Origin of the sequence: Brevundimonas pishanensis (assembly GCF_022750635.1) — a bacterium.
Lineage (GTDB): Bacteria > Pseudomonadota > Alphaproteobacteria > Caulobacterales > Caulobacteraceae > Brevundimonas > Brevundimonas pishanensis.
In genome coordinates this window covers 297,854-315,169 of record NZ_JAJKBG010000001.1, presented here as the reverse complement: position 1 = coordinate 315,169, position 17,316 = coordinate 297,854, and the positions used below count along the sequence as shown (strand labels likewise).

The following is a 17,316-nucleotide window of genomic DNA, read 5'->3' as shown; positions in this document are numbered from 1 at the left end:
TAGCGTTAAAGTAAAAGAAGAGAGAGCAGCCCTTAGCGGGCTGCGTTGGAGAGGTTGAGCTGGCGAGCCTTGGTCAGGATCGCGTTCTCGAGATCGGTTTCGGTCTGCGCGGCGACCGGGGCAGACACCCACTGACCGCTGGCGTCACGCACTTCCTTGGTGACGGCCACGTTCAGGGCGTCGGCACGCAGGCGGCGGTCCAGAATGAAGACGGTGGCCTTGAAGCGCTCGTTTGGCGTTTGCGGGTTCGCGTACCAGTCGTAGTTCACGACGCCGCCCCACGGGTCAGCCGAGGCCAGAGGCATGAAGGACAGGGTGTCCAGGGTCGCCCGCCACAGATAGGCATTCACGCCGATGCCAAGGCGATCTTCAACCGAAGCAACCTTTTCGGTCTTCTTACCGACGAACGGCAGGCTGGAGCAGCCGCTTACGAGCAGGCCAGTAGCGACCAGGGCGATAGCAGCGCCACGAACAAAAGCCATTCCAAGATCTCCAAAAAGGTCTCGACGTAAAGGCACTCGGGATTCACAGCCAAATCGCTGGATCACCAGACACCGGAATGTTGCTCTATAACACGCTGAAAAGGGGGTGTGACAAGCGTGGGTGCGACGTCGGGCATTATATCTGCATGGCGTGCAACAACATTGGCCACATTCCGCCGATCTCCTAGCTTGGCCATATTGGTGGTCGAGTAAATTCGTGACGCTTGAGACACAGGTCGGGACGGACTCGCACCGGAACGCCTCCGAGGTGCAGCCGTTTTCGGTGGGAGCCGTTGACCCTGACGATCAGCGGTGTCTAATCGCGACATCTGTTCCTGTGGACAGATTGGTTTGGCGCTCGTCCTACCCCTCAGGGTGTACGGGCTTGGAATGGACTTGGGTTTGATGCGCATCGGCGTAACAGGTCTGGCGGTTGTAGGCGCACTGGCACTCGCCAGCGTGTCCACCGACGCGCTTGCCCAGTCGCGTAGTGCCCAAGTCGGTCTGGCCCAAGCTGCCAACACCCCCGCCGCCGAACGTTCGGGCCTGAACACGCAAACCCGCCGTGGTCTGCGTTGGAACGAGAGCGGGCGCTGGGGTCTGAACCTGAACCTCAATCAGCCTGTGGGTCGCGGTACCGACTGGGGCGATGTGGAGGCAGGGGCCTTCTATCGCGTCAACCCGCGCCTTCGCGTCGGCGCTGCCGCCAATCTTGCCACGCGCGAGACCGATCCGGCCCGCGTCGAGGAAACCGATCGCCGCACGCAACCGCGTGTGCGTCTGGAAACCATCTTCAAATTCTAATCAGCCGCTAAAGGCCGCCTGGATAGCGTCTATTCCGGCGATCCCGCACGCCTGTGTGTCGCGCAGCCGGTGCGCGTTCTCGGCATTGATCCCGCCCAGCGCATAGGCAGGGCAGGGCAGGCCCTCGATCAGAGCGTTTGCTCCGGTGACGCCCAGTTCGACCTTGTCCGCCGAGGAGCCGCCGGCCGGAAATACTGGTGAGACAACAAAAGCGTCCAGAGCGTGTGCGCTACGGCGACCAAGCGGGCCGTGCAGGGCACTGGTAATGACCCAGTCGGGGTTGGCCGCACGCAACGAGTTTGCCCGATGCATGTCGTTTTCCGGTAGGTGAATACCGTCTGCAGAAATCTCCCGCGCGAGGACATCGTCTTTGCCCACGAGAAGGCGCAGACCGGCCAAATCGCATGCTGCCCGCAAACGCTGTCCCACCTCGCGGGCATCGGGTCTGGAAAAAGCGCGATAGACGACGCCTGCTCCCTGCGGCATCCGTTCCGCTACGCGCCACGGCGTGGGGGTGCGCGCAGGGTCGGTAAAGAACAGCAATGGCGGTATATTGCGGCCATACGGGCTGACACCGCCCGAACGGCGCGCTAGTGCCAAGGCGGTATGCCACAGGATGTCTGCGTCCCGAGGAAGAGTCATGACCGCCACTAATCCTGCTTTTTCCGCTGCGTCCATCTCCGAAAACTTCGCGCGAACCCGCGAGCAGATCGCACGTACCTGTATCGAGGCCGGACGGCAGCCCGACGACGTCATCCTGACGGCTGTCAGCAAAACCCAAAGCCCCGAGGCGTTGAGTGCTGCTCTGGCTGTTGGGCAAAAGGTCTTTGGCGAAAACCGCGTTCAGGAGGCCTATCAGCACTGGGCGCATCAGCGCGAAGGACTTGAACTTCGCCTCATCGGGCCGCTGCAAACCAACAAATCCGAGGATGCGGTCAAACTGTTCGATGTGATCGAAACACTGGACCGCGAAAAACTGGCCAAGGCGCTGGCAGATGCGATGGCCAAGTCGGGGCGCAGCGTTCGCGTTCTGGTGCAGGTCAATACCGGCGCAGAGCCGCAGAAAGCCGGGGTCATGCCGCAGGATGCGGATGCTCTCATCGAAACAGCGCGGATGAAATACGGCCTCGCCGTCGAGGGCGTAATGTGTATCCCGCCCGTTGATGAAGACCCAGTCCCGCATTTCCAGCTTTTGAAAAATATCGCCGACCGCAACGGTCTGGCCGTCATCTCCATGGGCATGAGCGGGGATTTCGAGGCAGCTATTCGCTGCGGTGCGACACACGTTCGGGTGGGTTCGGCACTGTTTGGTGCCAGAAATCCGGCAAAAACCGGATGATTGTGGCCGATTAGGGCAGAGTGGCTCTTGGCTTACGCCGTTCGGGTCGCCATTGTTCTTATATGCCGACGCCCAAGACGATCCTGATCATCGATGACGACGACGATCTGCGCGAAGCCCTCGCAGAACAACTCGCGCTTCACGAAGAGTTCCGCCCGGTACAGGTCGCCAATGCGACAGACGGGGTCAAACAGGCCCGCGAAGCGCGCGCTGACCTCATTCTGCTCGACGTCGACCTGCCCGACATGGATGGCCGCGAGGCGTGCCGCCTGATCCGCAAGGCGGGCGTCTCGACACCCGTCATCATGCTGACGGGGCAGTCGTCAGATTCCGACGCCATTCTGGGTCTGGATTCCGGTGCCAATGACTATGTGACCAAGCCTTTCCGGTTTGCTGTCCTTTTGGCTCGTATCCGCGCCCATCTGCGCAGCCACGAACAGTCCGAGGACGCAGTCTTCCAGATCGGCCCGTACGAGTTCCGCCCTGCCTCCAAGGTGATGGTTGATACCGCAGGCAAGAAGGTTCGCCTGACGGAAAAGGAAACCAACATCCTCAAATACCTCTATCGCGCAGGGACCAAGCCGGTGTCGCGCGAAGAACTGCTGACCGAGGTGTGGGGCTATAATGCAGGGGTCACCACCCACACGTTGGAAACCCACATCTACCGTCTGCGTCAAAAGATCGAGGCCGAGCCCGGTCAGGCGAGACTGCTGCTGACCGACGCGGGTGGTTATCGCCTTCAGCCCTGATTGGCATGCCAGATAAAAAGAGCCCGCTGACGGATTTCCGCAGCGGGCTTTTTCTTGGTCACGAGGCCTGTCTCAGCCCAGACGGGGCATTTTCAGACGGCGCTTGTTGGCGTGGGTCTCCGGTGCGGCACCCAGGGCTTCGGGCACTTCACCCTTGAAGTAGTATCGCTGCCACGCTTCCTTCACGGCGTCCGGCTCGAAATTGGCCAGCCGCTGGTTGAAGTCGGTGCGGGCACGGTTCCATGCCTCGAACTGGCCCTGCATCACCGGATTGGATTCCAGCGTACGGATGACAGGCTCGAACTGCTCCACGCGGCGGTGCTCTACCGGCTGGATGAAGCAGAAGGGCTCGCCCTTTTCGAACTTTACGCGGCCCGGACGGGTGAAGATCCAGTTCATCGTGAACGGGAAGGGCAGCCAGTCCGTCTCAATCAGACCTTCCAGTGGCTGGATGCCGTCCTTCACATGGTTGGGCGAGCCCTTGGCAATAAGGCCCCAACCCGGAGGCGTGCGGAACAGGTATTGCGGGTGCATCGTCACGACGCCGCGCGAGAAGTGCGAGGTGACGAAATGGTCCATGTTCTGGACCGGATGGTCGGACTTGATGGTGATATCGGTCTGGGCCGGACCACCATTCCATTCGGCGCTGAAACCGAACGGGCACAGGATTTCCCAGCCCGTCGTATTGGCCATCGTCAGCGGCAGGCAGCGATAGGGATGTCGAGACGCAAAGGCGTCCATCCAGTTACGCGACTGTCGCCCCGGCACCAGATCGCACGGGCGTGCGCTCATCGGATAGCATTCCAGTTCCAAGTCTCGGCTCCACAGGCTATCGGTTTCTTACGCCATCTCCCTAAGTGGCCCGATAGTTCCAGACAAGCGCAATGACTGACGTAGCTGTTTCTCCGCCACCCGAATATTGCCCGCCGTTCGACCGAGCCGCACTGACGGCCTATCTGCAGGACAAAGGCATTGCCTTTGTCACCCACGATCATCCGGCTGTGTTTCGTGTGGAGGAGGGGCTTGAACTCAAGGCCGATATGCCGGGCGTTCACACCAAAAACCTGTTCCTGAAAGACAAGAAGGGCAGGCTTTGGCTGATCTCGGCAGCTCAGGACACGGTTATTGACCTGAAGCGCACCCATAAGGTGATCGGCTCGGACCGTCTGTCTTTCGGAAACGAAAACCTGCTTTGGCGATATCTGGGCGTGCGTCCCGGCTCGGTCACGGCTCTGGGGCTGATCAATGACCCGCAGCAAGAGGTCACATTCATTCTGGATGCCCGGTTGTGGCAGGCTGACATCGTCAACTTCCACCCGTTGGAAAACACGGCCACCACGGCATTTGAACAAGCGGCCTTCAGAGCTTTCCTCGAAAGCCTTAGCCGCTCGCCTTTCGTGGTCGATTTCGAACGGATGGAACGTATCGTCTAACACCTTGGCCTTGAGTCTGGCCGCCATCAGAACCATCTGATGGGTAATTCATTTTACTGTTTCGCGCTTGGGAGCCGAAATCCATGACTTTTGCCGACCCGTCCGCCCCTCCGCCCTCCGATCTGATCAAGGACGGTACGGATGCCAGCTTCATGCAGGACGTGATCGAGGCGTCGAAGTCCCAGCCGGTGATCGTCGATTTCTGGGCAACCTGGTGCGGCCCGTGCCGCACGCTGGGCCCTCTTCTTGAGAAGAGCGTCCGCGCCGCCGCCGGCAAGGTGAAGATGGTCAAGATCGACGTCGACGCCAACCCTGCCTACGCGGGCCAACTGCGCGTCCAGTCAATCCCCACGGTCTATGCCTTCGTCAACGGTCAACCGGTCGACGGCTTCCAAGGTGCCGTCCCGGAAAGCCAGATCAAGGCCTTCATCGACCGCCTGACCGGTGGCTCCAGCGCCAGTGCCGACATCGAGCAACTGTTGTCGCTGGGCGAAGAATCGCTCGGGCTCAACGACATCGGTGGTGCAGCGCAGGCTTTTGCGCAGGTGATGACGGTCGATCCGGAAAACGAGAAGGCGATCGCCGGTCTCGCCCGCGTTTATCTGGCCGACGGTGATACCGAGCAGGCTCTGCAGACCATCAATATGGCACCGGCCGACTCCAAGGAGCCAGCCGTTCAGGCTGTGCGCGCTAAACTGAGCCTCGCGTCGAAATCGACCGGCCCCAGCGCCGAACTGGAAGCCCGCGTCGCAGCCAACCCCGCGGATCTCCAATCCCGCTTTGAACTGGCCCAGTCTCTAGCGGCTTCGGGTGAGTTTAAAGGCGCGGTCGACCAGTTGCTCGCCGTGATCGAAGCGGATCGCGAGTGGAATGATCAGGCCGCCCGCAAGGAATTGCTGACGGTGTTCGAAGCCGCCGGCACCATGAGTGATGTGTCCAAGGACGGTCGTCGCCGTTTGTCTTCGCTTCTGTTCGGTTAGGATCGATAATATGGCTCAGGGATATGTAAGATCGTCGGACCTGCCTCAGGTCATTCCGGTCTTTCCATTACCCGGGGCCATCATCCTGCCCCGCGGGCAACTGCCCCTGAATATATTCGAGCCGCGCTATCTGAACATGATCGATGACGCGATGGCAGGAGAGCGCCTCATCGGCATGATCCAGACGGCAGGTCCGCTGTCCGAACGCCCGCCTTTGGTTCGCGTGGGCTGTGCAGGGCGTATTACCAGTTTCGCTGAAACCTCCGATGGGCGGTATCTGATCACGTTGACCGGCATTTCGCGTTTCCGGATTGCCACAGAGCTTCAGGTCACGACCCCCTATCGTCAGGTGAGGGCCGACTTCGAACCCTATGCGGATGATCTGGAAGGACCGGACGCGTTCGAAGGTCTGGATCGCGAGCGTTTTCTGGATGCGCTTGCCCCCTATCTGGCCGCGAGAGGTCTGGATATCGACTGGGACACGGCCAAGGCCGCACCGGCCGAAGCCCTGATCAATAGCCTGTCTATGGGGCTGCCGTTCGAGCCGGCCGAAAAACAGGCGCTGGTCGAGGCTCCGGATCTGCGCGATCGCTGTGAGGTGCTAACCGCCTTGCTCCAAATCGACGGGGCCGGTGGTGCTTCGGACGAAGATACGCCCCCGCGAGTTCAATAGACCCACATCCCTGTTCCAACTTTGATGCGACACGGCTAGAAACTCACCATGAGCGATGATTTCAACACCCCCGTCACCGTGGACCCGCGTCTGCTGGAAGTCCTGATCTGTCCGGTAACGCGCGGGCGTCTGACCTATGACCGCGAGCGTAACGAGTTGATCTCGGCGGGTGCCAAGCTAGCCTTCCCGATCCGCGAAGGCGTTCCGATCATGCTGGTCGAGGATGCACGCAGCCTAGAAGACTAGGTTGCATGCTTTATGCTTTTCGCACAAAGGGCCGCTAGCGATGCTAGCGGCCCTTTTGCGGTTTGGTCGCTATGCCCCGCGGGGGCTCGCGGCTTGAGCGCAGGGCGCTACGGGCCGAATATTGGGGGCTGTACTTTCGCTAAAGCAGCGAGGGGCCGCGCACCGAGCGGTAGCGGCACGCCCGAGCCGCTTTGCGGCTTGAGGCCCTAAAGAGCCTCACCTCTAAGAAGCCGAGGGAGGTCGCCGGTGGCACCACCGGCTTCGTGCATGAAGGCGCGGCGCATGGGGCCGATGCGGTTGACGATGGCCATGCCGAGGTCGCGCGCGTGGCGCACAGGCGCAATGTCGTTAGAGAACAGTCGCACGAAGCCGTCGAAACCAGCAGCCAGCACCGCATTGTCGAAGCGGCGCCAGCGGGCATAGCGCTCCAGCACCAGTTCCGAGCCAATATCTTCGCCCAAACGAAGAGCATCCGTCAGGACCTCGGCGAGCGCAGCAGCGTCTTTCAGGCCCATATTCAGACCTTGTCCGGCAACAGGGTGAACCCCGTGGGCGGCATCGCCGAGAATGGCCGTGCGCGGCGCAATGAGGTTTTCAGCCAGTTGCAGGCTCAGAGGATAGACAAAGCGGGGGCCCACCACCTCGACGCTGTCGAGAAACTCGCCAAAGCGACGGTACAGGTGCGCCTGGAAAGCTTCATCCGAGCAGGTCTTCAAGGCGTCAGCACGGCGCGTGCTTTCGGTCCAGACCAGCGAAGCGCGCTGTTCCGTTAGCGGCAGGATGGCAAATGGACCATCCGGCAGGAAATATTCGTGGGCGACGTTGCCGTGATCCTTGCCCAGTTTTACCGTGCAGACGACGCCCGACTGGTTATAGGCCCAGCCCAGGGTGTCGATCTTCGCCTCGCGCCGCACGGTGGAGCCGCGCCCTTCGGCCCCCACCACCAGCGGAGCTTTCAAGGTCCGGCCGTCTTTGAGCGTCACCTCGGCATCGCCCGGCTCGACATTGACCGACTGAACGGCTGCGGGGGCGAGGATTTCCACCTCGGCCTTGGGCAGCGCTTCGGCCAGAGCCTGACGGATGCGGCGGTTCTCCAGCATATAACCCAGTGGCTCGCCACCGTTACGATCACCGATTTCGTCGGCGTCAAAACGGATAAATGCAGGCGACGGCGGACGGCTTGAGGCGCTGGGGCGCTGTCCGTCGGTCACCAGAATACGGTCCATGCGGCAGGCATGCGGACGAAGCGAGGCCCCTAGACCCAAGGCGTCCAACATGCGGAAGGTCGAATAGGCAATCGCTGTTGAGCGACCGTCAAACGTGGGTGCCAACTGGTTTTCGAACGGTTGGGGGTCAACCACCACAACCTTCAGTCCACCCTGCGCCGCCGCCAGCGCAAAGGCCGCTCCGGCCAGACCTGCGCCTGCAATGATGATGTCGTAATCAGAACCGCTCATAGGTCTTGTGTCGCGCCAAAGGGGGCAAAGGTCCAGCCCCGCGTAATCAATGGTGAAACAAGGTCACGAATGACCGCTGGTAAATAGGGCGTTAACCCTGTTCCGGCACAAGCAGAGGTTAGTTCTGTGCCGGAGGTGCGCCTCATGACTGCTGCTGTGCTTGTTGACCGGGCGTGGACCACGTTCCGCATCATCTGGGGTGCGCCCTTTGCGGTGCGTGTGCGCGGTGTTGCGCAGGCGGTGATTGCCGCCCTTATCCTTGTGGCGCTGGCCTCATGGAACGCAGCGGATCCCAGCTGGAACACAGCCTCGACGCAGCCGGTCAAGAACTGGCTGGGCGGCGGCGGTGCCGTACTGGCCGACATCCTGATGCAGTCTCTAGGCCTTGGTGCGGCGATTGGCGTATTGCTGGTGGGGGCATTCGGGGTTGGCGTCGCTCTGGGCGATGCTGTTCCGCATCGCCTGCACCCGACCCGTCTGAAGACCTTTGCTGCTGTCATGGGCGTTCTGCTCGCAAGTGCTGCGCTATCGGCTCTGGCCGCGCCTGCGGCTTGGCCCCTGGCCAGCGGCATGGGCGGCCTGTGGGGTGACGGTATTACCGGCCTGCTGGCCAAGGGGCTGACGGCCGTCCACGTGCCCTATGCCAAAATCATTGTGGGTGTGGTGTTCGGCGCCATCGCTCTGTGGTCGCTGGGCTATACGGTCGGGCTGCGCCTTCGCGATCTGACTGATACGGCAGGTTGGGCCGCCGAAAAGGGCGCAAACGTTCGCGTGGCGCGTCCGGCGAAGGGGCCCAAGGTCAAGAATGCCAAGGCCAAGGCCGAACCTGCGCGAGCCGCAGCTGCGCCGCGCAAACCGCGCCATGTCTTGCCTGAACAATATAATGACGCAGAGGTCGCTGTTCCGGCTGCGGCGACCGCTGCTTCGGTTGCCAGCCAACCTGTCGCCCCGACCAGCGCCCCTGCCAGCGCTGCCTATGACGCCGAGGACGAAGGCGACTTCGCCCCCCCGTGGGAAGAGCCCGCTCCGGTCGCCCCGCCCTCGACCAAGGGCGGCTCGCGAGAGGCTGAACCCAAGGTCGCCGCGACCAAGGCACCCAAGCCTGTTGTCGATATCGACCAGCAGACCTTCCGTTTCGAACATGAGGGCGGGTTCGAACTGCCGTCTCTGGGCATCCTGACCAAGCCGACCCAGCGCGGCGGCATGGTCGACGAGGACTCGCTGAAAGCCAACGCCAAGATGCTGGAAGGCGTCCTTCAGGAGTTCGGTGTTCGCGGCACGATTGACCAGATCCGTCCGGGACCGGTGGTTACCCTCTATGAACTGGTGCCTGCACCGGGCGTGAAACACGGCCGCGTCGTGGCTCTGGCCGACGATATCGCCCGTTCCATGTCTGCGCGGGCCTGCCGCATCTCGGTGGTTCAGGGCCGTAATGCTATCGGTATCGAACTGCCGAATGCCAAGCGCGAGACGGTGTTCCTGCGCGACCTGCTCGCGTCCGGCGAGTACGACAAGAAATCGCACCTGCTGCCGCTGGCACTGGGCGAGACCATCGGCGGCGAGCCCTATGTCGCCGACCTTGCCCGCATGCCCCACCTGCTGATCGCCGGTACGACGGGTTCGGGTAAGTCGGTCGGCGTCAACGCCATGATCCTGTCGATCCTGTACCGCCATTCGCCTGCCGAATGCCGCTTCATCATGATCGATCCCAAGATGCTGGAACTGTCCGTCTATGACGGCATCCCGCACCTGCTGGCTCCGGTCGTGACCGATCCGAAGAAGGCCGTCGTCGCGCTGAAATGGACTGTGCGCGAGATGGAGGACCGCTATCGCCGCATGTCCAAGCTCGGCGTGCGTAACGTGGCCAGCTATAACGAGCGCGCCCGCGAAGCGCAGGAAAAGGGCGAGCATTTCGAACGCACCGTCCAAACCGGCTTCGACGAGCAGGGCCGTCCGGTCTACGAGTCCGAGAAAATCCGCCCCGAACCCATGCCCTACCTCGTCGTCGTCATGGACGAGATGGCCGACCTCATGCTGGTCGCGGGCAAGGAAGTGGAAGGCGCCGTCCAGCGTCTGGCCCAGATGGCCCGCGCTGCCGGTATCCACCTGATCATGGCGACCCAGCGCCCGTCGGTGGACGTCATTACCGGTACCATCAAAGCCAACTTCCCGACCCGTATCTCCTTCCAGGTCACGTCCAAGATCGACAGTCGCACCATTCTAGGCGAGCAGGGCGGCGAGCAACTGCTGGGTCAGGGCGACATGCTCTACATGGCTGGCGGTGGTCGCATCACGCGTCTGCACGGCCCGTTCGTCGGCGATAACGAGGTCGAGGAAGTCTGCAAGCACCTGCGCCTGCAGGCCGAGCCGGACTATCTGGACCTGATCACTGACGAGCCTGATGGCGACGGTGACGGAGGCTATGGCGACGAAGGCGGCGGCGGTTCGGGCGATGACCTGTACGACCGCGCTGTGGCCATCGTCACCCGCGATCGCAAGGCTTCGACCTCCTACGTCCAGCGCCGTCTGCAGATCGGCTATAACCGCGCCGCGACACTGATCGAACGCATGGAACAGGAAGGCGTCGTTACGGCCGCCAACCATGCAGGTAAACGCGAAGTTTTGGCGGGCCCGCCGCCGATTGTCTGATTTTCAGACAATCGGGTATTTGAGGGGTCGGCTACGCCGACGCGCTACGCTCGCTTCGCGGAAGCTCTCTGCTTGAGTGCATCCTTGAGGGGCCCTTTTGGCTGGCTTTGGTTCTTCGAGGAACGGCGTCTGACCTTGCTCGTTTGGTTGACGAGCGTCCGTGAATGAACGGGCATAAATCTACCTGAACACCTCTTCATTCTACCGCCGGAATATGGTCTGCCTTGGGTCATGAGGACGCCAAGCCGACGGGGCAGGGTGGGGGTCTCGATAATCCCGAATGGGAGACTAAGACATGATGCTTTCTCGACGTGCTCTAGGCCTTGGGGCCGCCGCTATGGTTGCTGCATTCGTTGTTGCGCCCGCGACCGCGCAATCGACCCTCTCGGCTGACGATCAGGCTGTCCTGCGTGAAGCCCAGACCTATCTGACCAATCTGACGGGTGCCCAAGGGACCTTCGTCGAGACGGGTCCGAACAACCAGCGCCGCGAAGGCCGCTTCTGGCTGTCCCGTCCGGGCAAGATGCGCTTCGAGTACACCAATCCGGCCGGGCTTCTGGTCGTGGCCGACGGTAACAACGTCAACCGCTACGATCCGCGCCTGAACAGTTTCCGTCAGGTGCCGCTGGCCCAGACCCCGCTGTCGACCTTCCTCGCCCGTAACGTCCGTCTGGACCAAGGCGTGCGGATTGACCGCGTGACTCGCATGTCGTCGGGGGCCTATGCCATCACCGCTCGTGACGCCCGTCGTCCGAACGAGGGTTCGGTGATCCTGTCGTTCGCTGGCGGTCGCCTCCAGGAATGGACCATCTCCGATGCCCAAGGGGCCCGCACTCGTGTTCAGTTGACTTCGCTGCAGCCCGCATCGGGACTGGCCAACAGTCTGTTCCAGTTGCGCGACCCGACCCGTCGTCCGTCGCGGAACTAAAGGGCTCTCATCCAAGGTTTCACGCCCGGGGCACATGTCCCGGGCGTTTCTTTTTGGACGTAGGGGGCCTGCCACTGCTAAAGCGCGGCCATGGCCCTTCGCATCGTTACCTGGAATATCAACTCGGTCCGTCTGCGCATCGATCAGGTGTCGCGTTTCGTTTCCGAATACGCGCCCGACGTCTTGTGCCTGCAGGAGATCAAATGCACGGAGGACCAGTTCCCGCGTCAGGCCTTCATCGATATGGGCATGCCGTACCTCAAGGTCGGCGGCCAAAAAGGCTGGCACGGTGTCGCCATCGCCAGCCGGTTTCCGATTGCCGAAGCGCCAGTCCTCGACGTCTGCCGCGAAAAGCACGCGCGCAACGTCGCGGTGATGGTCAAAGGGGTCGAGATCCAGAACTTCTACATTCCGGCGGGCGGCGACATCCCTGATCGCGCGCTGAACCCGAAGTTCGATCACAAGATGGACTTCTATGAGCGTCTGACCGCAGAGGCCGCGCGCCGCGACAAACAGGCTCCGCTGGTTCTCGCAGGCGACTTCAATATCGCACCGGGCGAATATGACGTCTGGAACCACCGTCACATGCTGAAGGTGGTCAGTCATACGCCGATAGAGATCGAGACGCTGTACCGTCTTCAGGATGCAGGCGGCTTCCTCGACGTACTGCGCGACCAGCATCCTGAGCCGATGAAACTCGCCAGTTGGTGGAGCTATCGCGCCAAGGACTTCCGGGTGTCGAATAGAGGCCTGCGGCTTGATCACCTGTGGACCTCGCCGGGCCTAAGTTCAGCCGTGGTGAAGGGTAGCGCCCGTGTTCTGGATACCGTTCGCGAATGGCAGCAGCCTAGCGATCACGCTCCAGTCGTGATGGATCTGGACGTCTGATAAAGCGACGCCCTGACAGCAGGGCTGTCAGGGCGTGAAACCCGTATTGAAGGGCTTCGGGGAGAAGTCGGTTAGCTGCGCGGGCGCGTGACCCGAGACGACAGATTCTCGATCACTTCACGGGCGTTAAAGGCATCGTTGTTGCCTGCCGGTTTAGCGCCGCGGCCCATCTTGATCTCGGCGGTGGCTTCATAGCGGTCGATACGCTGGATATCGACCTCCGGACCCCACGGCGAACCCCACGGGCTCCACATGCCGCGGTTGTAGTAGCGCCAACGCGGACCCCAGAACGGGCGATAGCGGTCGTAATAGAAGGGGTCCGGCTGGGCGACATAACGGGTGTCGCGGTCAGTAGCGCGGTCCACTGTCTGGAACCAGTCGTAGCCCTGCTCGACGGTCAGTTCTGCAGCGCGCAGCAGCAGCGACATCTCGACTTGGTCGCGCGAGGTCACAGAGTTACCTGCGAAGCTGACACGGAAACGGTCCGATTCCAGACGCTGCTCGGAATAGCCGCCGCGCTGGCCGTTATAGCCGGCAGGCTGATAGGGCGTCGCCGTTGCGCAGGCGCCGAGTGCCAGAGCGCCGACCAGAGCCAGAGCAATGGGAGTTCTGCGAAGTATCTTCATGGAAGTCTCTCCTTGGTCCCAGAGAACATTATGCCGTCTGAACGGGGCGTGAACGCCGGTGTTCCAACACTAAAGCTAGGCGCTTCACAAGCGTGCCGCAATCAGGCCCGCTGCCAAAAGCAGCAACACCCCCACAGCAATGTCGAAACCTCGCCGGAAGGAGGGCTTCTGCATCATGCGGGCAATGGCCGCGCCGCCCAGTCCGTAGCAACACATAGCGATGACATCGAAGCCAATCGTCCCTGCACCCAAGAGCATCAGCTGGGGACCGATCGGCCTGTCCAGCGACAGGAAGGGCGGCAGTACGGCCGTGAAAAATAGAATAGCCTTGGGATTGGCGATCTGCACCAGAAACCCGTCCAAAACCGGACTGCGGGTTTTGCTCAGCACGGCCTTGGAAAGACCACCGATGGGATTGAAGGCCTTGATCAGGGATTTGATGCCTAGCCACGCGACGTATAGCGCTCCGCCGATGGCAATCAGCTTGAATGCGGCCGGGAAAGCTTTGACCAGTGCACCCAGACCAAGGGCGGCGGCCCCAAACCACGTCAGGGTGGCCAGATTCATACCCAGTACCGCCCACAGCGCCGCCAGCTTGCCGCGCTGCATGCCCGTGGCGATGGCAAATACATTGGCCGGTCCGGGCGTAAACGCCATCACGGCCATGGCCCCCAGATAGGTCACATACAGATGCGGGTCGACGGGCAGATTGGACATATCGGCCCTGTGAGCCGTCCATACGTAGCGGTCAAGCCTGCCATCGCCGGATGACAGGCTTTGCTACATTAAGTGATCGTCGATTTTTACTTGGGCTGGCGTGCTACGGCCAATGCACCGTTGCGGACTTGATCCGGCAGGTCACGCAGTAAGGGCAGGAGTTGAGCGCGCGCCGCTTCCAACTGCTGGCGCTCGTCGGGTGTCGCGGCGCTGGCGATGGCTCCATTGAAATAGACGTCGCTGGCCTGAATGAGGGCATCGAAGTCCGGCTGGTAGCGGGTGACGACCTCGTCAATCTTGGCGGTCATGGCGTCAGGATTGCCAGCGTTGGCTGCGATGAGGGCGTCCAATTCCGCCTCCAGTTCCTTCATGCGTGCCTCGAAACGGGTGGTAGCCGCTTCCATTTCCGCTTCTGACGGCGCAACCGCTGCCGGTGCCTCTTGAATCGTCAGCGCATGCGCCGGAGCCGAAAGGGCGAAAAGGGCTACAGAGATAAGAACGCATCGCAGGTACAAGACAAGTCTCCAGAAAACAGCGGAGCCTCGACCCCTGACGGATTTCAAATGATCGTCAGCAAAGTTCAGTTCCCGACATCCGGGATATACTATCGTTATGCAAATGCGAGGTGATCGGGTGTCGGGAGCGATTTTAAAAAGGCTGGGCCTGGCCGGATTAGCGACGACGCTGGGTCTTGGATTGGCATCTGCCGCACCGTCGGTTCCCTATGCCACCTCGGGCAAATGTGCAGGCTATCCCGCTACCCGAGTCGGCATGGTCGCTGACTATTGCATGGGACTGGTTTGGCAGGGCGCGGGCAGTGAGGGGCCTCGTATGCCGCGAGACATCTTCGCTCTGGATGACGGGGACTGGCTGGTCAGTGATCTGGGAGAGTGGACGGCGGGGCGGGGCGCGTTGTGGCGCATGAGCATAGGCCGCGACCGGACTGTCCGCTGGCGACGCCTCTTGTCTGGCCTCTCCATGCCCCACGCCATCGCCAGAGGACCTGACGGGCGCATCTATCTGTCGGAGATGAACCGTATTCCGACGCTGGATGTGGATGGCGCCGATCCGCAGGCCAGTCTGAGGACTGTCATCGGGGGCCTGCCGGACAATAAGCTGCACGACAACCGCCACCCGCTGTCCAGCTTTGTGTTCGATGCCAATGGCGACCTGTTGGTCAATGTCGGTGCCCCTAGTGACCGCTGTCTCGATACGGCAGGTCGCCCGCGTACGACCCCACACGGGGCTTGCGTCGAAGAGGCGGAAACGGGGCAAGTGAGGCGGCACGCCTATCTAGGCAATGGACGCTGGAGTGAAGACAGCACCGTCTTTGCGTCTGGCCTGAGAAACTCGATTGCCTTGGTGCAACATAGCGCCGGCACCATATTACAGGCCGAGAACTCGGTTGATCTTGATGACCCGAACAACCCGTTTGAAGAGGTCAATGTCCTGCGTCAGGGCGGGCACTACGGCTGGCCATATTGTGTGAACATGCAGACCCCCTTGCCGGGGTGGAGCGCGGCGCAGGCTCGGTGTGATCGCCGAGACAAACCGGTGGCGCTTATGCCGCCGCACGCGGCACCGCTGGACCTGATGTATTATTCAGGGGGCATGTTCCCCGAACTGGAGGGCAGGCTGCTTTCGACTTGGCATGGCTATCGTCGCACCGCGGGCCGCATCGTGGCCATAGAGACAGGGGGCGACGGCGTGCCGCTCACCGACACCAACGGCTATTACGCCATCTATCCGCGTGGAGCGCTGCGGTATCCAGCCAATACGCCCAGCGTGCGCGGACGCATTATCACGCCCAACTGGGACCGCGTTTCGGGACAGCACCCGCGCGGGACACCCGTGGCCATGGCGGTGGCACGTGACGGCTCGATATGGGTCACAGATGACAAAAGCCGGGCGATCCTGAGGATCGCCCGGCCCTGATAGTCTAAAGCGTTAGAGGCGTTTAGCCCGCGCGGTTGTCGCGCTTGGCCAGTACGCGCAGACGCAGAGCGTTCAGCTTGATGAAGCCTTCAGCGTCCTTGTGATCGTAGGCCACTGCACCTTCTTCGAAGGTAACCAGCTCTTGGTCGTACAGGCTGTTCGGGCTTTCGCGACCGATGACGGTGACATTGCCCTTGTAGAGTTTGACGCGGACGGTGCCCGAGACCTTCTCTTGCGACTTGTCGATGGCGGCTTGCAGCATCTCGCGCTCCGGCGAGAACCAGAAGCCGTTGTAAACCAGCGAGGCATACTTCGGCATCAGCTCGTCCTTCAGGTGCATGGCACCGCGGTCAAGCGTGATGGATTCGATACCGCGATGTGCGGCCAGCATGATGGTGCCACCCGGGGTCTCGTAGACGCCGCGCGACTTCATGCCGACGAAGCGGTTCTCGACGAGGTCCAGACGGCCGATGCCGTTGTCGTGGCCCAGCTGGTTCAGCTTGGTCAGGATTTCGGCCGGCGACATGGCAACGCCGTCGATGGCAACCGGATCACCCTTTTCATAGGTGATGGTGATGACGGTCGCGACGTCCGGAGCGTCTTCCGGAGCGATGGTGCGCTGGTGGACGAATTCCGGAGCCTCAACGGCCGGATCTTCCAGAACCTTACCTTCCGACGAGGAGTGCAGGAGGTTGGCGTCGACCGAGAACGGGCTCTCGCCGCGCTTGTCCTTCGAGATCGGGATCTGGTGAGCTTCGGCAAAGGCCAGCAGGGCTTCACGCGACTTGAAGTCCCATTCGCGCCACGGTGCGATCACGCGGATGTCCGGAGCCAGGCCGTAGTAGCCCAGTTCGAAGCGAACCTGGTCGTTACCCTTGCCGGTCGCGCCGTGGCAGACGGCGTCGGCGCCCAGCATCTTGGCGATTTCGATCTGGCGCTTGGCGATCAGCGGACGCGCGATCGAGGTGCCCAGCAGGTACTGGCCTTCGTACACGGTGTTGGCGCGGAACATCGGGAAGACGAAGTCGCGAACGAACTCTTCGCGCAGGTCATCGATGAAGATGTTCTCTTCCTTGATGCCGAGCTTCAGAGCCTTTTCCTTGGCCGGAGCCAGTTCTTCGCCCTGACCCAGGTCAGCGGTGAAGGTGATGACTTCGGCACCGTATTCGGTCTGAAGCCACTTCAGAATGATCGAGGTGTCCAGACCGCCCGAATAGGCGAGGACGACCTTTTTAGGAGCAGGGAGGCTCATCGTCGGCAAATCCTTGAAAACAGGGGAGCGCCATTTCAGGCGGTGTTGTCGCGCTTAAAAGACCTAACCCCCCGCGATGCAAGCGTATGTTGGCGCAATGCGGGCAAAAAAGAAGGCACAGCGCCTTGAAACGCTGTGCCTTCATGATCTTGCAGTCG

At 61.6% G+C, this 17,316-nt stretch carries 19 protein-coding genes; 11 read left to right on the top strand and 8 right to left on the bottom strand.

Annotated features, from left to right (window positions below; translation table 11 throughout):
- Positions 1–32: 32 nt before the first annotated feature.
- Positions 33–482 carry a DUF3576 domain-containing protein gene (locus LOX95_RS01575; RefSeq protein WP_242912536.1) on the bottom strand — a complete coding sequence of 150 codons (450 nt, stop codon included), beginning with the start codon at positions 480–482 and terminating at the stop codon, positions 33–35.
- Positions 483–872: 390 nt separating this feature from the next.
- On the opposite strand from LOX95_RS01575, the gene LOX95_RS01570 reads away from it, so the two are divergent.
- Entirely contained in the window at positions 873–1,286 is a 414-nt protein-coding gene (locus tag LOX95_RS01570; protein ID WP_242912535.1) for an NtrZ family periplasmic regulatory protein, read from the top strand.
- Here LOX95_RS01570 and LOX95_RS01565 read toward each other — a convergent pair whose 3' ends face one another.
- Complete coding sequence (locus LOX95_RS01565) at positions 1,287–1,928, bottom strand: thiamine phosphate synthase (RefSeq protein ID WP_242912534.1); 642 nt, start codon at positions 1,926–1,928, stop codon at positions 1,287–1,289.
- On the opposite strand from LOX95_RS01565, the gene LOX95_RS01560 reads away from it, so the two are divergent.
- Both LOX95_RS01560 and LOX95_RS01555 read left to right on the top strand, forming a co-directional pair.
- Complete coding sequence (locus LOX95_RS01560) at positions 1,927–2,625, top strand: YggS family pyridoxal phosphate-dependent enzyme (protein WP_242912533.1); 699 nt, start codon at positions 1,927–1,929, stop codon at positions 2,623–2,625. The two genes, LOX95_RS01565 and LOX95_RS01560, sit on opposite strands and share 2 nt — an antisense overlap.
- Positions 2,626–2,687: 62 nt before the next feature.
- Positions 2,688–3,374 carry a response regulator transcription factor gene (locus LOX95_RS01555; RefSeq protein ID WP_242912532.1) on the top strand — a complete coding sequence of 229 codons (687 nt, stop codon included), beginning with the start codon at positions 2,688–2,690 and terminating at the stop codon, positions 3,372–3,374.
- A gap of 72 nt (positions 3,375–3,446) precedes the next feature.
- Here the strand turns inward: LOX95_RS01555 and LOX95_RS01550 are convergent, their stop codons facing one another.
- Positions 3,447–4,187: a DUF6065 family protein gene (locus tag LOX95_RS01550; RefSeq protein ID WP_242912531.1), complete on the bottom strand. Its 741-nt coding sequence runs from the start codon at positions 4,185–4,187 to the stop codon at positions 3,447–3,449.
- Positions 4,188–4,258: 71 nt separating this feature from the next.
- Between LOX95_RS01550 and LOX95_RS01545 the strand changes: the two genes are divergently transcribed.
- From LOX95_RS01545 to LOX95_RS01530, 4 genes are all read left to right on the top strand, one after another.
- Positions 4,259–4,807: a prolyl-tRNA synthetase associated domain-containing protein gene (locus LOX95_RS01545; protein WP_242912530.1), complete on the top strand. Its 549-nt coding sequence runs from the start codon at positions 4,259–4,261 to the stop codon at positions 4,805–4,807.
- An 83-nt stretch (positions 4,808–4,890) separates the two neighbouring features.
- The gene (trxA, locus tag LOX95_RS01540; RefSeq protein ID WP_242912529.1) at positions 4,891–5,787 is read left to right on the top strand and encodes a thioredoxin; all 897 of its coding nucleotides are present in this window, start codon (positions 4,891–4,893) and stop codon (positions 5,785–5,787) included.
- 10 nt (positions 5,788–5,797) lie between these two features.
- A complete protein-coding gene (locus tag LOX95_RS01535; protein WP_242912528.1) occupies positions 5,798–6,460 on the top strand; it encodes an LON peptidase substrate-binding domain-containing protein in 663 nt (220 codons plus the stop codon).
- Between the two features lie 48 nt (positions 6,461–6,508).
- Complete coding sequence (locus LOX95_RS01530) at positions 6,509–6,706, top strand: Trm112 family protein (protein ID WP_242912527.1); 198 nt, start codon at positions 6,509–6,511, stop codon at positions 6,704–6,706.
- 206 nt (positions 6,707–6,912) lie between these two features.
- Here the strand turns inward: LOX95_RS01530 and LOX95_RS01525 are convergent, their stop codons facing one another.
- The gene (locus LOX95_RS01525; RefSeq protein WP_242912526.1) at positions 6,913–8,163 is read right to left on the bottom strand and encodes a UbiH/UbiF/VisC/COQ6 family ubiquinone biosynthesis hydroxylase; all 1,251 of its coding nucleotides are present in this window, start codon (positions 8,161–8,163) and stop codon (positions 6,913–6,915) included.
- A gap of 144 nt (positions 8,164–8,307) precedes the next feature.
- On the opposite strand from LOX95_RS01525, the gene LOX95_RS01520 reads away from it, so the two are divergent.
- The 3 genes from LOX95_RS01520 (at position 8,308) to LOX95_RS01510 (ending at position 12,628) form a co-directional block, all read left to right on the top strand.
- Positions 8,308–10,812, top strand: coding sequence for an FtsK/SpoIIIE family DNA translocase (locus LOX95_RS01520; RefSeq protein ID WP_242912525.1), 2,505 nt, complete (start codon positions 8,308–8,310; stop codon positions 10,810–10,812).
- A 295-nt stretch (positions 10,813–11,107) separates the two neighbouring features.
- Positions 11,108–11,740 carry a LolA family protein gene (locus tag LOX95_RS01515; protein ID WP_242912524.1) on the top strand — a complete coding sequence of 211 codons (633 nt, stop codon included), beginning with the start codon at positions 11,108–11,110 and terminating at the stop codon, positions 11,738–11,740.
- Between the two features lie 90 nt (positions 11,741–11,830).
- Positions 11,831–12,628 carry an exodeoxyribonuclease III gene (locus LOX95_RS01510; RefSeq protein WP_242912523.1) on the top strand — a complete coding sequence of 266 codons (798 nt, stop codon included), beginning with the start codon at positions 11,831–11,833 and terminating at the stop codon, positions 12,626–12,628.
- A gap of 71 nt (positions 12,629–12,699) precedes the next feature.
- Here LOX95_RS01510 and LOX95_RS01505 read toward each other — a convergent pair whose 3' ends face one another.
- The 3 genes from LOX95_RS01505 to LOX95_RS01495 form a co-directional block, all read right to left on the bottom strand.
- Positions 12,700–13,254 carry a CC0125/CC1285 family lipoprotein gene (locus LOX95_RS01505; RefSeq protein ID WP_242912522.1) on the bottom strand — a complete coding sequence of 185 codons (555 nt, stop codon included), beginning with the start codon at positions 13,252–13,254 and terminating at the stop codon, positions 12,700–12,702.
- A gap of 84 nt (positions 13,255–13,338) precedes the next feature.
- Complete coding sequence (locus tag LOX95_RS01500; protein WP_242912521.1) at positions 13,339–13,971, bottom strand: LysE family translocator; 633 nt, start codon at positions 13,969–13,971, stop codon at positions 13,339–13,341.
- 86 nt (positions 13,972–14,057) lie between these two features.
- A complete protein-coding gene (locus LOX95_RS01495) occupies positions 14,058–14,486 on the bottom strand; it encodes a hypothetical protein (protein ID WP_242912520.1) in 429 nt (142 codons plus the stop codon).
- 181 nt (positions 14,487–14,667) lie between these two features.
- On the opposite strand from LOX95_RS01495, the gene LOX95_RS01490 reads away from it, so the two are divergent.
- Positions 14,668–15,906, top strand: a complete 1,239-nt coding sequence (locus LOX95_RS01490; RefSeq protein WP_242912519.1) for a PQQ-dependent sugar dehydrogenase — start codon at positions 14,668–14,670, stop codon at positions 15,904–15,906.
- 22 nt (positions 15,907–15,928) lie between these two features.
- Here LOX95_RS01490 and LOX95_RS01485 read toward each other — a convergent pair whose 3' ends face one another.
- Positions 15,929–17,158, bottom strand: a complete 1,230-nt coding sequence (locus LOX95_RS01485) for an argininosuccinate synthase (protein WP_242912518.1) — start codon at positions 17,156–17,158, stop codon at positions 15,929–15,931.
- Positions 17,159–17,316: the final 158 nt, after the last annotated feature.